Raw genomic sequence first — 22,911 nt, 5'->3', positions numbered from 1 at the left:
TAAGGTGGGCTTTGCCCACCCGACGCTCGAACTGACCTTTTCTATAAAATTAGGGTCTTGACAGTAGCGATCGCTGCTGCAACACTACTAACAAAATAAATATTATCTACTGGTAATTTTTGCCAGAAATTTTGACTTTCTATTTCAGCATTTAATAAAATAACAGGCTTATTTGCTTTCAAAGCTAAAGCAATTTCTGATATCGTACCTGCACCCGTACCGCAGGTGATAATAACATCACTAGAAAGAACGTTAATATTATTACGAGCATTTCCCATCCCCGTTGCGATCGCGATATCTACCGCTTCAGAAGCATCATGGCGATGGCTACCAGGCAAGATTCCAACTGTTAAGCCATTTGCAGATTTTGCTCCCCGACTAGCCGCGTCCATCACGCCTACGCTTCTACCACCAGTAAGCAATACCCATCCTTGTTGGGCGATCGCTTTACCTAATTCATAGGCAGAGGTACAGTCTATAACTGTGGCATTTTCTCCAGCTCCCATAACCCCGATCGCAATTTTTCTCATCGCTAAAACCTTCAACCTTCTGTCTATAGCCTAGCTACCTGTCGTATAAGAATTGAGTTGTAGAGCGATCGCGTCTATGTGTTTTTATATTTTTTATATTTTTTATATTTTATCAAAAAATTCTTGCTAGCAATCTAGAGTATTTCCCTAGCGGGAGGCGAACAGTTTGCTTGGGCAGGCAAAATAGAGAAGACAGTGCAGTGAAAGCATAAATTGCACATCATTAAAATTATGAAAGACCTATTCTGCCAGATGGATTTTAGGAAAAAGCAAATTCTTGTTGTTGACGACCTGCTCGACAACTCTTTGCTTTTGGCAACAATATTAGATGCAGAGGGGTATGAGGTTGACACCACAGATTGCGGATATAAAGCCATTGCAAAAATCGAAGCAAATCCACCAGATTTGGTTTTATTAGATGTAATGATGCCAAACATCGATGGATATGAAGTTGCACAGTGGATCTCGCAAAATCAACCTTCAGTCTCGATCGTGCTAGTTACGGCTTATGACACTTTGCCCCAATTAGACCCAAGCAAGGTCAAAATTGACGGCTTCATTCGCAAGCCAATAGATTTAGATGAAGTTTTGCTAAAAGTTGAAACACTTTTGGCAACCAAACAAGGGGGGGCAAAAACAAAAAATTTCACAAAGATAATTCCGATTTATTCCCGAACTGATAAAAGAATACTGCTCAAGAAAAATGAAGCAGTAGACAGGAAGAGTTTCAGCCGATACGATTATTAATACTCTATGTAAAGACGTAAAATCTCGCATCTTTACATGTTACCTCTCATCACACTACGTTAAATTCTAAATCTCTTTGCCCCACAATAGAAGGCTGACCGACTGTCAATTCCAGTTGGTCAGCATGAACTGTCAACCAAGGTTGACCGAGATCTAATCCCCCAAAAGGACTTTCTGGGGGAATTTCTAATTGGGAACTCACTAATCCTAAACGAGCCTTTAATTGAGCGGGAAACAGGAGTAGATTAGAGTTTAGACGACTAAAGCTAGATGCACCCAAGGGTATTGGCAGACCAAAGTTCTGCTGATGGTACTTCAGACAGCAAAGAATGCGATCGCCTTGTCTAACAGTCACGTTACGGTCTGTCCAGGTAAATTCAGCCATTTCCTTCGGTAGTCCCCAAATCTCGCGACCACCCGCCACAGAATCAGGGTTATCTACATAAATGTGGGAAATCCAGCCGCCAATTTTTCCGCCATAGCTGACTAAACCAGCAACAACGATTAATTCACTGTATTCCAGGACGGAACCAGCACCATAATTAGATAAATAGACACCACCAACGGTTTTCCTAGGAAAGACAGAAACGAGATTTAATTCTGAAGGAATTATGGGACGCACGCGATCGCACTCCAAAAGTTGCAGAGTTTGATAAGCGTAGCCTTGAAGCGTCCAGGGTGCTTGAGGGTAAGACATGGTATTTGTTGTTGGTTGTTGATTGGCTATTATCAATTACCATTTACCATTTACCAACATATAAAAAATCCCCACCCAGAGGAATACTGGTATGGGGATGATTGATTATTTTGACTTTTGACTTTTGTACGGGCGGGTTTAGCAAATAGATTAAACAGTCAAAACTTGAGATTTTTGGTCAAAACCCGCCCCTACGACTTTTGACTTGTTTACTTGCTTTCGGTGAAGTCAGCGTCGATTACGTCGTCGCCACTAGGCGCGGAGGTAGAACCACCGTCGCCAGCACCAGGATCGGCTCCACCAGGCGCAGCACCACCAGCTTGTTGATAGAGGTTAGTACCGATTGCGTAGAGGGTTTGTTGCAGTTCTGGCATTACCCGTTGGATCGCTTCGTCATCTTCTTTGTTGACGGCTTCCCGCAGGTCTTTAATTAAACCTTCAACCTTAGTGCGATCGCTCGCTGGAACTTTATCACCCAAGTCTTTCAACTGCTTTTCTGCTTGGTATGACAAAGAGTCAGCTTGGTTCTTGCGGTCTACTTTCTCGCGACGGTCTTTGTCAGTAGAAGCATTTCTTTCAGCTTCCGTCACCATGCGATCGACTTCATTCTTATCGAGAGTAGAAGCGCCAGTGATGCTGATTGACTGCTCCTTACCGCTACCCTTATCCTTTGCAGTCACGTTGAGGATACCGTTAGCGTCGATATCGAAAGTAACTTCGATTTGGGGTACGCCACGGGGTGCGGGGGGAATGCCATCTAAGCGGAAGGTTCCCAAGCTCTTGTTATCGTTGGACATCTCCCGTTCGCCTTGTAGAACGTGAATTTCTACATTCGTTTGACCGTCTACAGCCGTAGAGAAGACTTCTGATTTTTTGGTAGGAATCGTGGTGTTGCGAGGAATAATCCTTGTCATTACACCACCAAGGGTTTCTACACCCAGCGACAGCGGCGATACGTCGAGCAACAGAATGCCTGTAACGTCGCCAGCTAGTACGCCAGCTTGGATTGCTGCACCAACTGCTACCACTTCATCAGGGTTGACGCTTTGGTTAGGATCTCTACCCAAAACCCGCTTGACAACTTCTTGTACGGCAGGAATACGGGTAGAACCACCAACTAAGACAACTTCATCGATCCCACTCTTATCTAGCTTGGCATCGCGCATCGCATTTTCTACAGGAACGCGACAGCGATCGATCAAGTCCGAACAGAGTTCTTCAAACTTAGCACGGGTCAGCGTCGTATCCAGGTGTTTTGGACCATCCTGGGTTGCGGTAATAAATGGCAGGTTGATTTCTGCTTGAGTGACGCTAGATAGCTCGATCTTGGCTTTTTCTGCGGCTTCTGTTAAGCGTTGTAGTGCTTGTCTGTCTTTACGCAGGTCGATGCCTTCAGTTCTTCTAAATTCTTCTGCTAGGTAGTCAACGATTTTCTTATCGAAGTCGTCACCACCCAAGTGCGTGTCTCCAGAAGTGGCTAGTACCTCAAATACGCCGTCGCCTACTTCTAGAATGGATACGTCAAACGTACCACCACCTAAGTCAAATACGAGGATAGTTTCGTTGCTCTTTTTGTCAAATCCGTAGGCAAGCGAAGCAGCGGTAGGCTCGTTGATAATCCGCAAGACTTCAACCCCAGCGATTTTACCAGCGTCTTTGGTGGCTTGACGTTGAGAGTCGTTGAAGTAAGCAGGAACGGTAATAACTGCTTGAGTCACCGTTTCGCCAAGATACTTGCTAGCATCTTCTACCAGCTTGCGCAGAACTTGAGCGGAAATTTCTTCTGGAGCAAACTGCTTGCCAGCCGCAGGACAATCGAGTTTGACATTACCACTGCTATCCCGCAAGACTTTGTAGGACACTTCAGTGGTTTCGTGGGTGACTTCCTCATGTTTGCGTCCGATGAAACGCTTGACAGAGTAAAAAGTATTCTCTGGGTTCATCACCGCTTGACGCTTAGCGATTTGACCCACCAAGCGATCGCCATTCTTGGCATAAGCTACTACAGAAGGCGTTGTGCGAAATCCCTCAGCATTGGCAATTACAGTCGGCTTACCACCTTCCATCACTGCCACGCAAGAGTTTGTCGTACCTAAGTCAATTCCAACTACTTTTGCCATCGGAGGTTCTGGCTCCCTAACACTAACTACTAAAAACGATTGAATACACTACAGCTAAAAGTTGAACTAGCAGCGCTCCAGCTTCAATACAATGTTTTTGTCTTTTTGTACTGATCTATATACTGATTGTGGGTAGCTACTTGATGAAGGGTGGTTTGCCGAACAAGTGTAAGGACGGTTGGTATCTGTTTGAGCTTGTCGCTTGCGCTTGTAGCTTGTGATGCCGTTTGCCACTGTTCAACCCCTAACATAGCTGCTGTATGCTTTCACTGTGTCTAATGTAGTGAACTCAAGGCTTGGTGGTTATAGGGTGAACCGTAATCGGTTGGGTGTGTTTGCCGTCAAAACTGTTATTCCACTACAATTACAGCAGCTCCGTTAATTTTGCCGCTACGCAGCGCATCTAAGGCTTCATTTGCTTGCACTAAGGGAAAAGACTGGACTTCAGTCCGAATCGGAACTTGAGGAGCTAAAGCTAGAAATTCTTCCCCATCACGGCGCGTCAAATTAGCAACAGATCGCAATACTCTTTCTTCCCATAAAATTTCATAGGGAAAAGAAGGAATATGACTCATGTGTATTCCCGCACAGATAACTGCCCCACCCTTTACCACCGCACGCAAAGCAGCTGGAACGAGAGAACCAATGGGGGCAAAAATAATTGCTGCATCTAAGGGTGCTGGGGGCAACTCCTCCGAACTCCCAGCCCAGACTGCTCCTAACTCTAAAGCAAATTCCTGCCCTTTTACGTCTCCCGCACGGGTAAAAGCGTACACTTCTCGCCCTTGGTAGCGAGCGAGTTGAATCAAAATATGGGCGGCTGCACCAAAACCATAAAAACCAATTTTTTCTGCGTCCTCTGCCATTCTATAGGAGCGATAACCGATGAGTCCGGCACACAACAGCGGTGCAGCTTGCAAGTCGGGATAGCCTTCAGGAATGGGAAAGCAGAATTGGGCATCGGCTACAGCATATTCAGCATAACCGCCATCGATTTGATATCCCGTAAACTGGGCGTAGTCGCATAAGTTTTCGCGTCCACTCAGGCAATAACGACAGCAATTGCAAGTATGCCCTAGCCACGGAACGCCGACGCGATTACCGATTTGAAATTGCTGCACCTGTTCCCCTACAGCAGCGACAGTACCAACAATTTGATGTCCCAGTATGAGGGGAAGTTTGGGTTGGGTTAATTCTCCATCAACGATATGCAAGTCAGTGCGACAGACACCGCAAGCCCGAACCCGAATCAGCACTTGTTGCGAATTAGGCTGTGGTATTGGTAGTTCTGCTACTCGTAGCGGTTTACCCTGTGTCTCTAGTATCATTGCTCGCATAGAACAGTGAAAAAGTGATGCGTGGTGTGTGAGAATTCTCAAGCTCGAATTTAATGTATAAAATAAGACTGTGGTATTTACTTTTTTACACTATGTAGAGGCACAATTTCGCGTTTCAGTAAATAAGTTATTATCAAAAAAACTTCAAACGCAGGGTGGGCATTGCCCACCACTCTACTACTTATTTCTGAATTGCTAGCGAGGCAGCGTAGGCAATTTCATCGGTAGCTGGATCGTCGGTAGAAGGAACTCTATACTCTGCTTCCACAATTTGTACGTCTTTCTGTGTCAGAGTAATTGTCGCAATACCGCGATCGCTTATCGGTATTTCTTGACCTTCATATTCTAAAATTGCCTTCGGTACGGGTTTACCTTCAAACAAGACTTGCACGCGCAACGAGCCGCCTGCACCAACATCAAACGGATCTTGTAAAGGTACAATTTCCATTTTCATTCCGAATGGTTGGGTAATTAAACCCGTAGGCTGGAAAAAAGATTTGGTGTATTTGTATGTGTGAGTAACTTCAGTCGCTTCGTTGTTAGCTGCTAAAGCATCTGGTCGGAAAACATTTGTGTATTCATTGTCGTTGGAAACAATAAAGTAACCGTTGTTATTGACAGCAGTAATGACAGCAATATCTCCTGGGGAAACTAGGGTTACGCCTTCATATTTTCTTTTAACTTCTAGCGGTTGAGGAAATCCATAACTATTGTAAGCCGTAGCTTCTTGAAATTTGATTGAATCGTATGCTTCTGGTTTATCCTCCTCTGGATGTCCGTATAAAACTTCGTATTCCCCTTGCTTTTCGCCCTTGATTACCCAGATAACGTGGGCGAAAACTGGCTGACTAATTAATGGTAAAATTGTCAGAGCTAGCATCAATGTGCTTAGTTGTTTCCTCACGATCGCTTCCTCATTTAGTAATTTATGAATTACTATTTCTTACTCTAGAAATACTTGAACGTTTGCACAAGTATCGAGTAAAAATCAGTAATTAGTAGATAGTTTCAGTAAACTTTTTTTATTGAGTGAATACAATGCCCTATCTGGGCATCTACAAGAAAAAGTTTATTAAAAGAAAGTAAATTTTGAGCGGGAGCTTATGCAATGTTAATAGCGTAATACCCTATTACATGCTGCTTGAAAATAGTAAAATACAAAACGATAAACAAAGCAAAACTATTTAATACGAAAATGACAGAGTTCTCATTAGAGCGAAAGGTTAAATAAAAAGTTAGAAGTCGTTCTTTAAATATATTTATTAAATATAAAATACGATCTTTACTCCCTTAGAGTGATGTCAGAAAGTTAATGCATTCTCAAGAGTTTGAATAACGGTCGATCGCAACCAATCTTTCGGCTGATGTCTCACTTCTCGAACTTAATTACATTAATTAATAAAAGTTCAAGATTAATAATTTAAACTCGATATTTTTTCTAGCTTCGATGGCTTGGAGCGGAAAAACGAGCGATCTAAAGGAGACACAGTGACAAAACTTAAGCCGATCGCGCAACAAGTTGTGGCAATTGTTGGTGCATCTAGTGGAATTGGCAGAGAAACAGCGTTAAAGTTTGCCGCTAAAGGCGCAAAAGTTGTAGTTGCTGCTCGCAGCGAACCAGGGTTAGTTTCCTTGGTAGAAGAAATTAAAGCAGCAAATGGAGAAGCAACCTATATTCTGGCGGATGTTAGCGACTTTCAACAAGTCAAAGCGATCGCCGACAAAACAGTAGCAACCTACGGCAGACTCGATACTTGGGTTCATGCGGCTGCTACTGGTATTCTCGCACCGTTTGAACAAATTACGCCAGAAGAATTCAAACGTGTCATTGACGTTGTATTGATGGGACAAGTGTATGGCGCAATGGCGGCTTTACCATATTTGAAGCAAGAAGGACGAGGAGCGCTGATTCATATTTCTTCATTAGAAGGCAGGCGATCGCTCCCTTTGCAAAGTCCTTATTCGTCAGCTAAGCACGGCTTAGAAGGCTTTCTCGAATCTTTGCGCGTCGAATTACAACACGAAAACATCCCCATTAGCGTCACCAGTATTCTACCTGCTGTAATCAATACTCCCTACTACAACAAAGTCAAAACCAAACTGGGAGTAAAACCCACAGGTATACCTCCTTACTACCAGCCGAGTCTGGTTGCCGATGCCATCCTCTACGCTGCCGAACATCCTACCCGTGACTACATTGTAGGAGATGTAGGTAGAGTCCTAGATTTGCTGCAACGGCTATCACCATCTCTAGTAGACACTCTTCTGGTACTGGTAGGTTTTCAGGGACAGCGTACTAAGGAGGTTAAGTCAGAAGATGCACCTAACAACGTCTTTGCGCCAATTACAGGCTACGACAAAGTTGAAGGCGATTTCCGCCACTGGACAATTCCCAGTTTTACCGAGTGGCTAGAGAAAATTTTGCCTTAAATGTAGAGACGTTACATGTAACGTCTCTACATTTAACATCTCTACAACGTAATTTCTACCCTGTGCTTTGGCACTTTAATTCTCGCGAAAGAGACAAAGCCAAAGCAAATTCAGATATCTTCATAAAAACGCGAACAATAGTAGAGACGTTACATGTAACGTCTCTACCGCGATCGCAACGAAAATTGGAGGGGAAAAAATATGATTAACGATCCAGCCAGACCACCAAGAGAAGACTCGCGAGAACCCGAAACTGCTGTGAGTCCGACACAGCAAGAAGATCCGAGAGCAGCCGAACCCGGTAGAGGTGCGCCAGGAAACGAACACATTGGCGTACAAACCGCTCAAACTACAGCGGTTAATCCACCTGATGCTAAAATTCCAGCTAATACCCCAACCGAACAAAGCAAACAACAACTCGAAGCCTTTAAGCAACAGGAAGAGGAAGAGGGCGAGGGCTTTACAACCACAGATGGTTATGTTGTTGATGAGTCTGGAAGGCTTGATAACTTCGCGATCGAACCACCAATGTATGTAGAGGGTGAAGAACCCCCTACGAAACGATAACAGTTTTTAGGGAGCAGGGAGCAGCGCCCGCTAGCTTTTCCGCCTGCGACGGCGGAAAGCTTTGCGAACGGGCGGCAGGGAGCAGGGAATAGGAAAAATGACTTATGACTTGTGCCTTGTAACTTGTGACTTGTCCTTCCCTTACCCATAAGTTTGTGTTTTTCTGGCTGAAAATGGGCAGACTATGAATAACAATTTATAGATATGCTGCCTTAAAACAGTGCCAGAGAAAGAACCACAGCAAACTCAGCATTGGCTGGAGATCGAAGATAACGCAGGTAAGCGCGTAGTCGTATTGGAGGCTGCGACCTGTACTCTAGGGCGTGACTCTTCTAACTCAATTGTGTTGCAGTCTAAGCTTGTCTCTCGCCAGCACGCGATCTTGTTGCGCGTCACAACTCCTGGTACTGCCAACCATTTTTTTCGCATCATTGACGGTAATTTACAAGGCAAGCCCAGCACGAATGGCATTCGCATCAATAAAAAATCTTGTTTCTCGCACGATCTCAAACATGGCGATGAAATTGAATTTGCTGGAGATGTAAATGCCACTTACTACTGCAATAGCGATCGCGAATCTGATTCTAGTGGGCTAAATTCTAGCTCCCATCACAGCCCACCCACGCAAATTATTGAAAATATCGAGTTTGCTAACTCTAAAGAGTCAGTACTCGTTCGCTTGGCTTCCTTTCCCGAATTAATCTCAAATCCGATACTAGAATTCGATCTCACGGGCGATATTACTTACATTAACCCCGCTGCTGTCGCTCAATTTCCCGATCTGCGGGAAGTTAAACTCCAGCATCCGATTATGGCTGGAATTGTAGAAAGAGTGCTAGACGATCGCGAAACGTTTTTTGTTCGTGAAATAGAAGTTCTTGACAAAATTTTCGAGCAATCCGTCCACTACTTACCAGAAAACGAGCTGGTCAGAAGCTATATCGTCGATATTACCGCGCGCAAGCACACCGAGCTAGCACTGCGAGAAAGCGAAACTAAAAACCGGGCTTTGCTCAAGGCAATCCCCGACTTGATCTTGCGGATCGGTGCGGATGGGACGTATCTGGACTACATACCAGCTAAAGACAGCGAGTTTTCTGCCACCAGCAGTCAAATGATTGGTAAGAACGAGTACGAGGTGTTACCAACGGAAGTCGCTCAACAAAGAATGCGCTACGTCCATGCTGCTTTAGAGACAGGTAAACCTCAGCTTTTTGAGTACCAACTACAGGTTAACGATAAAATTCGCGTGGAAGAAGCACGCATCGTTGTTAGCGGCGATCGCGAAGTGTTGGCTATTATCCGAGATATTACAGAGCGCAAGCGGGTAGAAACTTTATTACAACAAGCATACGACGAATTAGAGCTGAGAGTAGAACAGCGCACGGCAGAATTAAGATTAGCAAACGAGCAACTACGCAGAGAAATTACCGAACGCCAGAGGGTAGAAGAGGCTTTGCGTTCCAGCGTCGCTACCAATCGCGCCCTGCTGAATGCAATTCCCGACTCCATGTTTCGCCTCAGTCAAGATGGCACTCTCCTCAACTACAAAGCAGCAAAGGATGATTGGCTGATTGCTTCTCACACTGAGCCAGTTGGTAAAAAACTCTCTGACCTATTTGTACCAGAGATCGCTCGACCATTAGTAGAATGTGTCGAGCAAGCGATCGCTACTGGTGAAATTCAAATATATGAATATAGATTGACAATCGCAGAGCAATCGCGAGATTACGAAGCACGAATTGCTTTAAGCGAAGAAGACGAAGTAATGGCGATCGTGCGCGACATCACCGATCGAAAAGGAGCAGAAGCAGAAATTAGACAAGCTCTAGCGCGAGAAAAAGAACTGAACGAACTAAAATCTCGCTTCGTCACGATGGCATCCCACGAATTCCGCACGCCATTGACAACAATTTTATCTTCAGCAGAGTTATTAGAAGATTACAGTTCCAAGTGGACAGAGGAGAAAAAACGCCATCATTTCCAGCGCATCATTACTGCTGTCAAACACATGACTGGTTTGCTGGATGATGTCCTCTTAATTGGCAAAGCAGACGCAGGTAAGCTGGAATTCAATCCATCACCCATAGATCTGATCGAATTCTGCCGCGAACTGGTTGAAGGGATGCAAATCACAACCACTGCTCATAAAATTCTTCTGCGCACGCAGGGAGATAGTATCAATGCTGGTATGGATGAAAAGCTTTTGCGACAGGTACTAGGAAATTTACTCTCTAACGCAATTAAGTATTCACCCAAGGGTGGAAGTATTTATTTTGACATCGTTTCCAAGGAAGGAGTAGCAATCTTCCGAATTCAAGACGAAGGCATCGGCATTCCGATGGGCGATCGCGATCGACTCTTCCATTCCTTCCACAGAGCTAGCAATGTCGGTAATATCTCCGGTACGGGATTGGGACTTGCTATTGTCAAAAAATCTGTCGATGCCCACGGCGGTCAAATCCACGTAAAAAGCGAAGTCGGAGTCGGCACGATCTTTATGGTGAAAATACCGCTGTGTGAGGGAGCAGAGAGCAGGGAGTCGGGAGTCGGGAGTCGGGAGTAGGGGAAACAGAGAGTCGCGGAGCAGCTATCAAGATCGCAAGTCAGAAGCATCTAGCCACCAGCCACCAGCCACTAGCCGCTATCCACTGATAACTGATAACTGTCATCAGGGTGGCTACTACGCCTTTGGCATTACGGCTATTACCAATGCAGAGTTGTACTTGGGAAGGATACATTAACGGAAGAAACTACATAAAAGTTTATGTAGAGAGGGTGAAGAAATTACTCTTTCACCAAAGGTGAAGAAATTACTCTTTCACCAAAGGTGAAGAAATTTTAATTTCACCAGAAGTAAAAAGAGTTGGATTCTCACCTTTTCAAACAGCTCGGTAGAGGAAGTCCGTTATGTTTGAGCATTTCACTGATAAAGCAATTAAAGCAGTTATGCTTGCCCAGGAAGAAGCACGTCGCCTGGGTCACAATTTGGTAGGAACCGAGCAAATTTTATTAGGCTTGATTGGAGAAGGCACGGGAATTGCAGCGAAAGTATTAACCGAGCTGGGAGTGACCCTTCAAGCAGCCCGCGCCGAAGTGGAAAAAATTATCGGTAGAGGAAATCGTCCAGCGATGGCTGAAATTCCCTTTACACCAAAAGTCAAGCGCGTATTCGAGCAAGCTTTCACAGAAGCACGCACTTTGGGGCATAATTATATCGGTCCAGAACACGTGTTGTTAGGTTTGCTCCAAGAGGGAGAAGGTGTTGCTGGAAAAGTCCTACAAAACTTGGGGGTCGATTTAGACGAAGCCCGTGGTAACACGATTCGCAAGTTGGGTGAAGTTGCAACTGTTGCTAGTGCTGGTAGACAAGGACGCAAGGGTTTTGGCACAGCTCCCAACAAAACTTCGACACTGGATGAGTTTGGGACGAATTTAACGAAGCTAGCGGCGGAAGGTAAGCTAGATCCTGTTGTCGGTCGTGAAAAAGAAGTTCAACGTGCCGTGCAAATTTTAGGTCGGCGCACGAAGAATAACCCCGTATTGATTGGCGAACCTGGTGTTGGTAAAACCGCGATCGCCGAAGGCTTAGCGCAGCGAATTGCTAACAACGACGTACCCGATACTCTCATAGACAAGCAGCTATACAGTCTTGACATGGGTTCGTTAGTTGCCGGAACTCGCTATCGCGGTGACTTTGAAGAGCGGATCAAATCTGTTTTGGATGAAGTGCGATCGAATAGCAGTGTTATCCTATTTATCGACGAAATCCATACTTTAATTGGCGTAGGTGGTGTCGAAGGCGGAATCGATGCGGCAAATATGCTCAAACCTGCCTTAGCTAGAGGCGAGTTGCAGTGCATGGGAGCTACTACCCTAGATGAGTACCGCAAGCACATCGAACGGGATGCAGCACTAGAAAGGCGTTTTCAGCCAGTGATGGTAGATGAACCTAGTGTTGTCGAGACAATCGAGATTTTGTTTGGATTGCGCGATCGCTACGAGCAACACCATAAAGTTAAGATGTCAGATCTAGCTTTGGCTGCTGCTGCTAAATTGTCCGATCGCTACATTAGCGATCGCTTTTTGCCCGATAAGGCGATCGATTTGATCGATGAAGCAGGTTCTCGCGTCCGCTTCCGCAACTCGAAGCAGTCTCCCGAAACCCAAGCACTCAAGCAAGAATTGGTGCAGGTCACGAAAGAGAAAGAAGCCGCAGTCTCGGCACAGGATTTCGATAATGCTGGTAAACTGCGCGATCGCGAGTTGGAAATCGAGCAACAGTTAAAGGCGATCGCTGAAAATAGAAAGCAAGAAATCGAAAACGCTAGCGTTCCTGTAGTAGACGAAGAAGACATTGCTCAAATTGTCGCTTCTTGGACGGGCGTACCAGTCAGCAAGCTGACGGAATCCGAATCAGAGTTGCTGTTGCACTTAGAAGATACTCTGCACCAGCGTCTAATCGGACAAGAAGAAGCCGTTACCGCTGTTTCTAAAGCTATCCGCAGGGCGCGAGTTGGATTGAAGAATCCCGACCGTCCGGTCGCTAGTTTTATCTTTTCTGGTCCTACTGGTGTAGGTAAGACGGAGTTAGCCAAATCCCTTGCTGCATACTTCTTCGGCTCTGAAGAAGCGATGATTCGCTTGGATATGTCGGAATTCATGGAACGGCACACTGTTTCTAAGCTCATCGGTTCGCCTCCTGGCTACGTAGGCTTTGACGAAGGCGGACAGCTAACGGAAGCCGTGCGGCGCAAACCATACACCGTGTTGCTATTCGACGAGATCGAGAAAGCACACCCCGACGTGTTTAATATGCTGTTGCAAATCATGGATGACGGTCGTTTGACCGATGCCAAGGGACGCACGGTAGATTTTAAAAACACGCTGATTATCCTCACCTCTAATATTGGTTCGAGAGTAATTGAAAAAGGTGGCGGTGGGATTGGATTTGAATTAGGTGGCGATCGCGCTGATGCACAATACGATCGCGTTCGCAACTTAGTCCAAGAAGAACTCAAGCAACATTTCCGTCCTGAGTTTCTCAACCGCCTTGATGAGGTCATTGTCTTCCGTCAACTCAACAAGAATGAAGTCAAGCAAATTGCTGACATCATGCTTCAAGAGATTTCTAGCCGCTTGACCGAGCGTTCTATTACCTTGAAAGTGACAGAGCGTTTTAAAGATAAAGTGGTCGATGAAGGCTACAATCCTAGCTACGGTGCTAGACCGTTACGCAGAGCAATGATGCGGCTGTTGGAAGATTCTTTAGCCGAAGCTATGTTATCCGGTCGCATTAACGATGGCGACACAGCTTTAGTTGATGTTGATGCTGACAGTCAAGTCCAAGTCAGTAAAGTAGAAGCAAAAGAGTTGATGTTGTCTTCTGCTAGCTAGAATGTTTTTGAATAAACCATAAATGTAGGGTGGGCATTGCCCACCCTACTTTGTACTATGAGAGCAAAAATTGAGGATACAATTCTGTTTCTTCACCGCGAGGACGTACCGACTTATAAAAAAGGTGGTTCTGTGGTTCGTAACAGCTATTTTTGGGCGCTGCGTTCCATTGCTGGTAGATCGGTGCGCGATCGCGATTGGGAATATGAATCAGAAGTTTGGTTTGCTCTGGCGCGAATGCTACTATCCTTCAGTGAATCGGGTTATCTCGCTTTGCGAGAAACCATCCTCGAATTTCCCCCGACTCAAGAAAAAATTCCTGAGATCCTACGTCCGGTTGCTACTTGGGAGTGAGCGGTTGTCAGTTGTCGTCGGGGCGGGTTTTGAGGAAAAATTTCGGCTCGCCAGCGCTGAATCGTTGGCTAAACCCGCTCGTACAAGAGTTAGGAGGAACTGTAAATCACTCTGTTGCTGACTCGTAGCTAATTTGGTCAGATTGGCAATTGTGCGGTTCGACGCGGATGGCGACTCTGACTGAACCGTATCTTTCTCGCAACCGTGCTTCTACTTCTTCGGCTATGTAGTGGGCGGTTTCAATGTCAGAAGAGTAGATGACTAAATGCATTTCAACAAAAACTTGCCGACCAACTACGCCACGGGAGGCGATATCGTGACAGTTGATGACTCCTGGTACGGACATGGCGATCGCGTGAATTTCTTCAGGCGCGATCGCGATTTCATCGACTAACCAAGGTAAATTGTCTTTCAAGACTTCCCAGCTACTGCTAAATACTAAAAAAGCGACGGGAAAAGCCAAAATTACATCAAGCCACGGTAGTAAAGGAATACCCGATTCCTGTCCCTGCCAAACGCCAATTAATCCCGTCAATACCGTGAGCGTAATCCACCCATCGCTCATCGTATGTCTGGCATCAGCAATTAAAATCGGACTGCCCAATCGCTGTCCTTCACCATCCTCGTAATAGGCAAGAAAAATATTCACGCCCAATACGATCAGCAACAACCACAACTCCGGTGCAGAAACCTTAACTAGCTCTGTACCCTTGAGCATTCGCTCTATAGCTGTTTGCATAATTTCAAAACCCGCAATGCTAATAAAACCCGCGATTCCCAAAGCTCCTATCGCTTCAAATTTTTGATGTCCGTAAGGATGATCGCGATCTGGTTCTGGGGAAGACATGTTATTGGCAACTAGCCCCAAAATGTTATTACTACTATCTGTCACGCTATGTAAAGCATCCGAAAACAAGCTGAGAGAACCAGTCCACCAAGCCAGGATTGCTTTGAGTATTGTCACGCTCAAATTCAGCAGTAGGGTAACGAGCAATACCTTCCGTACTGCTACACGGTTATCGTTTCCCATATAATTTCATGTTATTTGCTCTTAAGTAGTTGTTGTTTTTGGTCGTAATTGACACAAGAGTATACAAAATTACTAGATAATAAAAGACTGATATTGTCTAGTTTCACTTATTAGCTCAAATCATCTGTTGTTAACCTACGATACGTTGTGATTCCATAAATTGAATCATATGGTTTAAATTCTCTTAGGGTAAAGTCAAGTTTTACATACTATTACAACAATCAGTCTGGCTTATTGAAAAAGATTATTGTTTAGCTCCGATTGTAAGGCTAAATCTAACGGCGATCGCACCGCTTTAATAAGTAGAGCTTTTCAGAATCGTGAATTAAATTCAATTTTTGTGAGTGGCTAGTCACTGCTCCCTGCTCGTGCGCTCCCTTTCCTCATCAAAGCTAATACTGTTTGACTTGTATTCAGGTGGCTCAACGTGAATTAGAATCCGTACGGGGCTAAATTTCTCTTCCAGTTTGGCTTCTACGGTTTCAGTAATCCGATGGGCAGTATCCACATCAACAGCATCGACAATTAGATGCATTTCAATAAAGACTTGTCGCCCTAATAAACCACGGGAGGCGATATCGTGACAGTTGATGACTCCTGGTACGGACATGGCGATCGCGTGAATTGCTTCGGGGGCGATCGCGATTTCATCGACCAACCAAGGTAAATTTTCTTTAATCACCTGCCAACCACTCCAAAACACTAATAAGGCAACGGGAAACGCTAAAATGATGTCTAGCCATTGAAGTTGAGGCAGATTTAAAACTCGTCCCTGCCAAATACCAATCAATCCTAATAACACGGTAATCGTCACCCAGACATCGCTCATAGTGTGTTTGGCATCGGCAATCAAAATTGGACTGCCTACCCTTTGACCCTCGCGACGTTCGTAAAAAGTCACGAAAATATTCACTCCCAGGACAATTAGTAGCAACCACAACTCTGATTCAGTAATTTTTACTGGCTGAATCCCACTAAAAATTCGCTCGATCGCTCCTTGTAAAATTTCAAAGCAAGCAATGCCCAAAAAGGCAGCTATACCTAAAGCTCCTACAGCTTCAAATTTTTGATGCCCGTAGGGATGATCTCGATCTGGTCGGGGAGAAGAAAAGCGGCTGGTAATTAATCCCAAAACATTATTAGCGCTATCTGTGATGCTATGCAAAGCATCGGCTAATAAACTGAGCGAACCCGTCCACCAACCTATTGTGGCTTTCAACGCCATCACAAATAAGTTGAGCAATAAAGTTATCAATAAAACCTTACGAACTACAGAACGATTGTCTAAAATCATATCTAAAAATGCTGAATTTTAAATATCAAATTCGGAATCACAACCAATTGAATTATAGGAAATAATCTTTTAGTTTGTGGTTTTTATATAGAATTGAGACAATAAAAAAATTGGTAAACTGCATACTTAATGAATAAAATTAGCAGTTAATTCTAGATTCTTTCGGATTGTTTTGAAAAATGTTCTTATTAGGGATAAATCAAAATAGCTACCGAGAGACGAAGGAAGGACGAAAGAATTGCGGAGCAGCTATCAAGTCGTAAGTTGCTCCTTTGCAGTCGCAAGTTGCAAGTCAGAAGCATCTAGCTACCAGCCACTAGCCGCTATCCACAGATAACTGATAACTGTTAACTGATAGAATCAAATTTTAATTACCCGATCGTGACTCCTACACAATTAACCTTAAATTTAGTTGAAGGCTCGGTTTCCTTCAGCTTTTCGCCAACGGCAGCACGGGAATTACAGGCGGCGATCGCTCAGTTGATGGATCGTCTCAAAGCAGTTGCAGTCAAAACTACACCGATTGGCAAAGCCACGCCTCAACCCCCGATGGAATATCGCCACGTGGGAGAAGTTTTTCTCGAAGTATTTTGTAATCCTAATATTTGGGCGAGTCCTTTTGCGGCAAAGGTTCTGCTAACCATCAAGGATAGTAACATTCGCATAACTAGCGAAGCCGAACTCACTCGCATCAGCGAAGACTTAGAGCGATATTTAGCAGAAACTGAGGGCTAGAGAACATTTGAGGGAGTAGTCTAAAATCCGCTAAAGTGGTACTAAATATCAAATGTAAGAATTGGAATGTCACCACGTCTTTTACTAGTCGATGATGAACCTGGATTGCGGGAAGCCGTCAAGGACTACTTAGAAGAAAGCGGCTTCGCCGTGCAAGTTGCAAGTAATGCCCGCGAAGGTTGGGATTTATTGCAGCAAAGTACTCCCGACTTGGTGATTTCAGATATCATGATGCCCCAGGTAGACGGCTATCAATTTCTGAAGCAAATGCGCGAAGATCCTCGCTTCAAACGCCTACCAGTGGTATTTTTGACTGCTAAAGGGATGACAACCGATCGCATTCAGGGCTACAACTCTGGTGTAGATGCCTATATTCCCAAACCTTTCGATCCCGATGAGTTGGTGGCAATTGTTGAAAACTTATTAGACCGTCGCCCCGTCAGTCAACCTTTGGCAGAAGGTGAAGCCCCCGACATCGCTGAATTAGCCAATCAAATCGCTCAAATTAAGGCAATGCTAACTCAGCGTAGTGCAATTAATACGACTCCCGCCCCAATAAAAATCGATCTAACACCGCGAGAACAAAGCGTCTTGAATTTGGTGACAGAAGGATTGATGAACAAAGAAATCGCTCGCCGCCTGCAAACGAGCGTCCGTAACGTAGAGAAATACGTCAGCCGCCTTTTTAGCAAAACTGGTACAAATAGCCGTACTGAATTAGTTCGGTTTGCCCTAGAACATGGCTTGATTGAGTAGGTTGTAACTTATGGCTAGAAAGGCGATCGCCAGTGCGTGAAAGTATTATCTACAACAGTTTCTAGCCTACTCTACTTGAGTAAAAAGAGATAGGTGCGATGCTTCAAGGGGCAAAAAGTTCCTAGCTAACGGAGGAATTCCCTTGCATCTGAACTTGCTAGAGTTATGATGAAAGCTCAATTTAAGTGGATTGCTCCATGTTGCGTAAATTCACAATCTTGTTTTTAACCTTAACTTTATGCTGGACAACTGTAGCTTGTGGAGGACCCAATGAAGCGAATAATCCCCAAGCTACTAGAAATGTAGCTACGCGAGAAAGCGTTTCTAGCCAGCTCGCCGATGGTGAATATCCCGTACAGCAAGCTGAATATAATGATGTTGATGGGACATATAGTTTAGTCTTACTCAATACTCCTGCTGGTACGCCCCCAGTTTACAACACTCAAAATTTACAGATGGCACGGCTGACCGACGAACAAATTAAAGCAGGTCAAAAAAGCTATTTGAAAGTAGAAAACGGACAGCCAGCTTTATATCTAACTGAAGATTTTCGGATTCAGTACGTTCATAACGTCACGGAAACGCAGACAAATCCGCAAACCGGGCAGCAAGAAGCTGTAGTTGTACGACAAGAAACGAGTTTCTGGACACCATTTGCTGGAGCCTTAGCGGGTAATCTAGCAGGTCAGGCGATCGGTAGTCTGTTATTTAGACCACAGTACTACGTTCCACCCGTCTATCAACCAGGGGTAAGCGTTCTCAGAGGCTATGGCGGTTATGGTAATAGTTACGATCGCGCCGTAAGCAGCTATCGCACGCGCTACAATGCGGCTCCAGCAGCAGTTAGAAACAGACAAACCTTCCGTACCACAGGTAGAATTAGAACTCCTTCGGGTAGCACGGTACGCACACCCGCACGCACGACTAACCGTCCTACCGGGTCGGGCTACGGTACTAACATTCTGCGCCCGTCGGGTAATCGTAACTCCACCTACAGAAGACCATCTTCTGGTAGTTTTGGTAGTGGTAGTCGCAGCCGGGGTTCTTTCGGTAGTGGTAGCCGCAGCCGGAGTTCTTTCGGTAGTAGAAGACGCTAGACGTTAAATTTATCTGCGGTAAGGGCGCACATCTGTGCGCCCTTACGAATTTTGGGGATGAGCGTTACCTGCCCTAAGTTATGTCAAAGCAACAACTGGCTGCTGCCAGCGCCCTACTGCTCTGCCAATAACGCTGAGTTCCTGCATTAAGCGATCGAATCTTTGCGGTGTGAGGGATTGGGGTCCATCAGATAGGGCTTTAGCAGGGTTTGGATGGACTTCTATCATCAGCGAATCTGCACCCGCCGCGATCGCCGCCATTGCCATTGATGGTACGTATTCTGCCCTTCCCGTGCCGTGGCTGGGGTCGATCGCGATTGGTAGGTGAGTCAGCGATCGCAATACGGGAATAACTGATAAATCTAGAGTATTTCGCGCATACTGGCGATCGAAGGTACGAATACCCCGTTCGCACAAAATCACGTTAGGATTCCCCGCAGCCATGATATATTCAGCTGCCATCAACCATTCTTCAATTGTGGCTGACATCCCTCGTTTTAAGAACACTGGTTTGGGTTGCGCTCCCACTTTTTTCAACAGCGAGAAATTTTGCATATTCCGCGCCCCGACTTGGACGACATCGGCGACTTCTACAATCTTGTCCAAATCTTCCGCGTCCATCACTTCAGTAATGATGCCCAAACCCGTAGCTTCCCGTGCAGCAGCTAACAAGCCTAAAGCACTTTCACCATGTCCTTGGAAAGCATAAGGAGATGTCCGAGGTTTGTACGCTCCACCACGCAACAGTTTAGCTCCTGACGCTTTGACATTCTGCGCCGTAGCCACGATCATCTCTTCATTTTCAACCGAGCAGGGACCCGCAATTGTCACCACTGGGTGATTTTGACCGATGTGAACTACTCCGTCTGGTGTTTCGATCGCTACGTCTGTAGGTTGTCCGTGACGAAACTCTAAACTCGCACGTTTGAATGGTTGTTCTACTCGCAAAACTTGTTCGATCCAAGGACTAATTTCTTGCATTTGTAGAGGATCGAGGGCGGCTGTTTCGCCGACTAATCCGATTACAACTTTATGTTTCCCCACAATCCTCTCAGGTGTTAACCCTCGACCGCTCATTTCTTCACTAATGCGATCGATCTCTGCTTGTGGCGAACCAACTTTCATCACAATAATCATGCTAAATTCCTTATTCAGTTATCAGTTGTCAGTTATCAGTGACCAGTTACTATCGACTACTCACGACTCACTGCTCGCTAAATAAATACTCAGTTGAAATTTTTATATAACGAAGGGATGAAAAGTTAAGGATTGTGCGATCGCCATGCAAAAGCCCTGTTCGTCTCCTTTTCACCCACTCGCCTCGTTCAAGTTAAGGTTAAGTACTAAAAGTTGGTGGCTGACATTTTAGTTAAACATTCTTTTGCCGATTTGCTCGCCAAGCTTCTACCATACGCCCCCAGTTAGTCTGGAACTCTTGTCTGCCCCAGATGCCTCCGATTCTATCTTCATCCCAAGAAGCAGAGAGAATACCGTAGGTAATTCCTAACACGCCTAAGCCAAAACATCCCATGCTCACCATCAACACGGCTATGGGAGGCAATCTCAACCAGCCGTTGCTCGCAACTATGTAGCTGACAAAAAAGGTAGATACCCCGAAAAATGTTGGTATCCCAGCAAACGCTGCCATCCGCCGTGCCATCCGACTGCTAACAACTTTAGGAATAGCGATTTCTTCCTTTTCCCGCTTCGTTAACTTGCGGTTCGGTTGTGCTTTGGTTTCTTGAGTCGCAGAGGCTTGTGCCTTGGGAGATTTTTGGCGCTTCCTAGCAGGTTCAAACGGGAGGCGATCGCTTTGCTTTTGCGGTTCTTCAGCTGCCATAGTTTCCAACCCTTTCTAACCTCGGATACCGAGACGAGCTAATAAATTCTGATATTTTTGTTTGTCTTCACTTTGCAAGAAGCTTAACAGCCGCTTGCGCTGTCCGATTAATTTTAACAAGCCCCGTCGTGAAGAGTGGTCTTTCTGATTGCTGCGTAGATGCTCGCTGAGACGGCTAATCCGCTCTGTTAGCATTGCTATTTGTACTTCAGTCGATCCCGTATCGGTATCGTGAACTTGATATTCGGAAATAAGCTCTTGCTTGCGCTGTTGTGTCAGTGCCATGATTTACTCTTTAGTCATAAAATGCCGCGATTTTTCATTGTACCACAGGCTTTTATAGTGACCAGTTATCAGTAGAGAGTAGTGCGTGGTGCGTGAAGTGTGGAAAGCGTGGGAGGACACAAGGGAGAATTTTCTCGTGCGCTCTCCCTTGTCCCCCTTCTCCCCCTTGTCTTTCCATATCACTCGCCGACAATGTAGCGCCATCCTTCAGTTTTATAATGGAAGAGCCACATTTGAGGAATAAGCCATGATTTTACGCTACATTCTGGCATGGATTCCCATGGTATTTATTGGTATTATCAATGGTGTGATTAGGCAGGTCACATACGGGAAATATTTCAGTGAGCTACGCGCCCATCAAGTTTCAACTGCTACTGGAGTCTTCCTATTAGGTCTTTACATATGGACGATCGCACATCTGTGGGGTTTTGATTCACCCAAGCAGGCGATCGCCGTTGGATTGCTCTGGCTGGGGCTTACTGTTATCTTTGAATTTACTTTTGGTCACTTCGTTGCTGGACATTCGTGGAGCAAGCTGCTGAGCGACTACAACATTTTGGCAGGACGAATCTGGCTCGTAGTCCTCATCTGGGTTGCTATTGCTCCTTGGTTGTTTTCCCAGTTTCTAGCTTAAGCAACAATACACAGCACATCCGTAAATCAATCTACTTTTTCATGTGTGATATCTGGTGATAGCAAATTTCTTGCCTTGGCGGAATCAGTTGCAATTTGTGCTTTCAGTTCATCTAGGGAAGCAAACTTTTTTTCCGGTCGGATAAATTCCTCTAATTGAACGGCGATCGCTTTACCATAAAGATCGCCCGACCAATCAAACAAATGTACTTCTACCGTTAGCCCAATTCCTTCAACAGTAGGACGATAGCCAAGATTCATCACTCCAGATGCCAAAGGTAGCAAGCAAGATTGACAATCCAACCTCTCGCCTTCTAGACAGACTTTCACGGCATAAACACCGAGGCGGGGTAAAAACTTATTTTTGGGTAATTCAACGTTAGCCGTGGGAAAGCCTATGGTTCTTCCTAATTGCTGTCCTTTGACGACCTTACCTTGAAGAGTATAAGGACGAGCCAATAACAACTCAGCACGTTTGACATTGCCTTCAGTTAATGCTTGTCGAATCGCAGAACTGCTAATCCTCTCGCCTTCACAGTTGTAGTTTGGCAAAATCGCCACGGGAATACCAAATCGAGCTGCGATCGCCTGTAAATCTGTTGCCGTACCGCGGCGCTGCTTGCCAAAGCGAAAATCTTGTCCGATGCTAATCGTTTTCGCTTGCAGTTGTTGTACTAATATTTGCTCGACAAAATCTTCAGGACTTAACGCTGCTAGCTCTCGGTTGAAAGGCAGCAATACCAACTGCTCGATCCCCCAACTGGATAACTGCTTGACTTTCTCTGGTAGTGGTGTCAGCAGTTGGCGAGACTGTCCGCTAAAAAACTCCTGCGGATGAGGATTAAACGTCACTACTGTTGGACAGGGAGTTAGAGGTTGGAATTCACGATTTCCGACTCCCGACTCCCGACTCCCGACTCCCAAATTCTTCACGACAGGCTGAATCACTTGCTGATGCCCGCGATGCAAACCGTCAAAATTTCCCAGGGCAACAGCAGTTGGAGTTAGAGCGTTAGTAGTAGATTCAGTTATCCACACGCTTTACATCTTGACACAAACTAC

Annotated in this window: 22 protein-coding genes; 11 read left to right on the top strand and 11 right to left on the bottom strand. The window is 45.3% G+C overall.

Annotated features, from left to right (window positions below; translation table 11 throughout):
- Positions 1–41 precede the first annotated feature (41 nt).
- Positions 42–530: a TIGR00725 family protein gene (locus tag H6G17_RS04530; protein WP_192154560.1), complete on the bottom strand. Its 489-nt coding sequence runs from the start codon at positions 528–530 to the stop codon at positions 42–44.
- A gap of 213 nt (positions 531–743) precedes the next feature.
- Between H6G17_RS04530 and H6G17_RS04525 the strand changes: the two genes are divergently transcribed.
- The gene (locus tag H6G17_RS04525; protein WP_242038232.1) at positions 744–1,277 is read left to right on the top strand and encodes a response regulator; all 534 of its coding nucleotides are present in this window, start codon (positions 744–746) and stop codon (positions 1,275–1,277) included.
- A gap of 49 nt (positions 1,278–1,326) precedes the next feature.
- Here the strand turns inward: H6G17_RS04525 and H6G17_RS04520 are convergent, their stop codons facing one another.
- From H6G17_RS04520 to H6G17_RS04505, 4 genes are all read right to left on the bottom strand, one after another.
- Positions 1,327–1,974, bottom strand: coding sequence for an acetoacetate decarboxylase family protein (locus tag H6G17_RS04520; protein ID WP_192154558.1), 648 nt, complete (start codon positions 1,972–1,974; stop codon positions 1,327–1,329).
- Between the two features lie 209 nt (positions 1,975–2,183).
- Complete coding sequence (dnaK, locus tag H6G17_RS04515) at positions 2,184–4,094, bottom strand: molecular chaperone DnaK (RefSeq protein WP_192154556.1); 1,911 nt, start codon at positions 4,092–4,094, stop codon at positions 2,184–2,186.
- 350 nt (positions 4,095–4,444) lie between these two features.
- Positions 4,445–5,431 (bottom strand): zinc-dependent alcohol dehydrogenase family protein, encoded by a 987-nt coding sequence (locus H6G17_RS04510; RefSeq protein ID WP_192154552.1) that lies wholly within the window; start codon positions 5,429–5,431, stop codon positions 4,445–4,447.
- A 181-nt stretch (positions 5,432–5,612) separates the two neighbouring features.
- Entirely contained in the window at positions 5,613–6,335 is a 723-nt protein-coding gene (locus H6G17_RS04505; protein WP_192154550.1) for a DUF4198 domain-containing protein, read from the bottom strand.
- A 584-nt stretch (positions 6,336–6,919) separates the two neighbouring features.
- Between H6G17_RS04505 and H6G17_RS04500 the strand changes: the two genes are divergently transcribed.
- The 6 genes from H6G17_RS04500 (at position 6,920) to H6G17_RS04475 (ending at position 14,179) form a co-directional block, all read left to right on the top strand.
- Entirely contained in the window at positions 6,920–7,861 is a 942-nt protein-coding gene (locus H6G17_RS04500; protein WP_192154548.1) for an SDR family oxidoreductase, read from the top strand.
- A 201-nt stretch (positions 7,862–8,062) separates the two neighbouring features.
- A complete protein-coding gene (locus H6G17_RS04495; protein ID WP_199316496.1) occupies positions 8,063–8,428 on the top strand; it encodes a hypothetical protein in 366 nt (121 codons plus the stop codon).
- A gap of 220 nt (positions 8,429–8,648) precedes the next feature.
- Positions 8,649–10,994 (top strand): ATP-binding protein, encoded by a 2,346-nt coding sequence (locus tag H6G17_RS04490; RefSeq protein WP_199316495.1) that lies wholly within the window; start codon positions 8,649–8,651, stop codon positions 10,992–10,994.
- Positions 10,948–11,172: a hypothetical protein gene (locus H6G17_RS04485; protein ID WP_192154546.1), complete on the top strand. Its 225-nt coding sequence runs from the start codon at positions 10,948–10,950 to the stop codon at positions 11,170–11,172. Before H6G17_RS04490 ends, H6G17_RS04485 begins: the two co-directional genes overlap by 47 nt.
- A 166-nt stretch (positions 11,173–11,338) precedes the next feature.
- Positions 11,339–13,825, top strand: coding sequence for an ATP-dependent Clp protease ATP-binding subunit (locus tag H6G17_RS04480; RefSeq protein WP_192154544.1), 2,487 nt, complete (start codon positions 11,339–11,341; stop codon positions 13,823–13,825).
- 57 nt (positions 13,826–13,882) lie between these two features.
- Positions 13,883–14,179 (top strand): hypothetical protein, encoded by a 297-nt coding sequence (locus H6G17_RS04475; protein ID WP_192154542.1) that lies wholly within the window; start codon positions 13,883–13,885, stop codon positions 14,177–14,179.
- A gap of 106 nt (positions 14,180–14,285) precedes the next feature.
- On the opposite strand, the gene H6G17_RS04470 is transcribed toward H6G17_RS04475, so the two are convergent.
- Positions 14,286–15,209 carry a cation diffusion facilitator family transporter gene (locus H6G17_RS04470; RefSeq protein WP_192154540.1) on the bottom strand — a complete coding sequence of 308 codons (924 nt, stop codon included), beginning with the start codon at positions 15,207–15,209 and terminating at the stop codon, positions 14,286–14,288.
- A gap of 352 nt (positions 15,210–15,561) precedes the next feature.
- Positions 15,562–16,503, bottom strand: coding sequence for a cation diffusion facilitator family transporter (locus H6G17_RS04465; protein ID WP_192154538.1), 942 nt, complete (start codon positions 16,501–16,503; stop codon positions 15,562–15,564).
- 381 nt (positions 16,504–16,884) lie between these two features.
- On the opposite strand from H6G17_RS04465, the gene H6G17_RS04460 reads away from it, so the two are divergent.
- The 3 genes from H6G17_RS04460 to H6G17_RS04450 all read left to right on the top strand — a co-directional run bounded on the left by H6G17_RS04460 (position 16,885) and on the right by H6G17_RS04450 (position 19,091).
- Complete coding sequence (locus tag H6G17_RS04460) at positions 16,885–17,238, top strand: hypothetical protein (RefSeq protein ID WP_192154536.1); 354 nt, start codon at positions 16,885–16,887, stop codon at positions 17,236–17,238.
- A gap of 66 nt (positions 17,239–17,304) precedes the next feature.
- Complete coding sequence (locus H6G17_RS04455; protein WP_192154534.1) at positions 17,305–17,994, top strand: response regulator transcription factor; 690 nt, start codon at positions 17,305–17,307, stop codon at positions 17,992–17,994.
- 197 nt (positions 17,995–18,191) lie between these two features.
- Complete coding sequence (locus H6G17_RS04450) at positions 18,192–19,091, top strand: hypothetical protein (protein WP_199316493.1); 900 nt, start codon at positions 18,192–18,194, stop codon at positions 19,089–19,091.
- 78 nt (positions 19,092–19,169) lie between these two features.
- On the opposite strand, the gene aroF is transcribed toward H6G17_RS04450, so the two are convergent.
- The 3 genes from aroF to rpsO form a co-directional block, all read right to left on the bottom strand.
- Positions 19,170–20,228, bottom strand: a complete 1,059-nt coding sequence (gene aroF, locus H6G17_RS04445) for a 3-deoxy-7-phosphoheptulonate synthase (RefSeq protein ID WP_192154530.1) — start codon at positions 20,226–20,228, stop codon at positions 19,170–19,172.
- 232 nt (positions 20,229–20,460) lie between these two features.
- Positions 20,461–20,931, bottom strand: coding sequence for a PAM68 family protein (locus H6G17_RS04440; protein ID WP_192154528.1), 471 nt, complete (start codon positions 20,929–20,931; stop codon positions 20,461–20,463).
- Positions 20,932–20,946: 15 nt separating this feature from the next.
- Positions 20,947–21,216, bottom strand: coding sequence for a 30S ribosomal protein S15 (gene rpsO / locus H6G17_RS04435; protein ID WP_015154123.1), 270 nt, complete (start codon positions 21,214–21,216; stop codon positions 20,947–20,949).
- A 247-nt stretch (positions 21,217–21,463) separates the two neighbouring features.
- Here rpsO and H6G17_RS04430 point away from each other — a divergent pair, with 247 nt between their 5' ends.
- Entirely contained in the window at positions 21,464–21,850 is a 387-nt protein-coding gene (locus tag H6G17_RS04430) for a hypothetical protein (protein WP_192154526.1), read from the top strand.
- A 26-nt stretch (positions 21,851–21,876) separates the two neighbouring features.
- Here the strand turns inward: H6G17_RS04430 and H6G17_RS04425 are convergent, their stop codons facing one another.
- Positions 21,877–22,887 (bottom strand): bifunctional riboflavin kinase/FAD synthetase, encoded by a 1,011-nt coding sequence (locus H6G17_RS04425; protein ID WP_192154524.1) that lies wholly within the window; start codon positions 22,885–22,887, stop codon positions 21,877–21,879.
- Between the last annotated feature and the right edge of the window lie 24 nt (positions 22,888–22,911).

The organism is Chroococcidiopsis sp. [FACHB-1243] (assembly GCF_014696895.1).
Lineage (GTDB): Bacteria > Cyanobacteriota > Cyanobacteriia > Cyanobacteriales > Chroococcidiopsidaceae > Chroococcidiopsis.
This window is presented reverse-complemented; position numbering and strand designations above follow the sequence as displayed.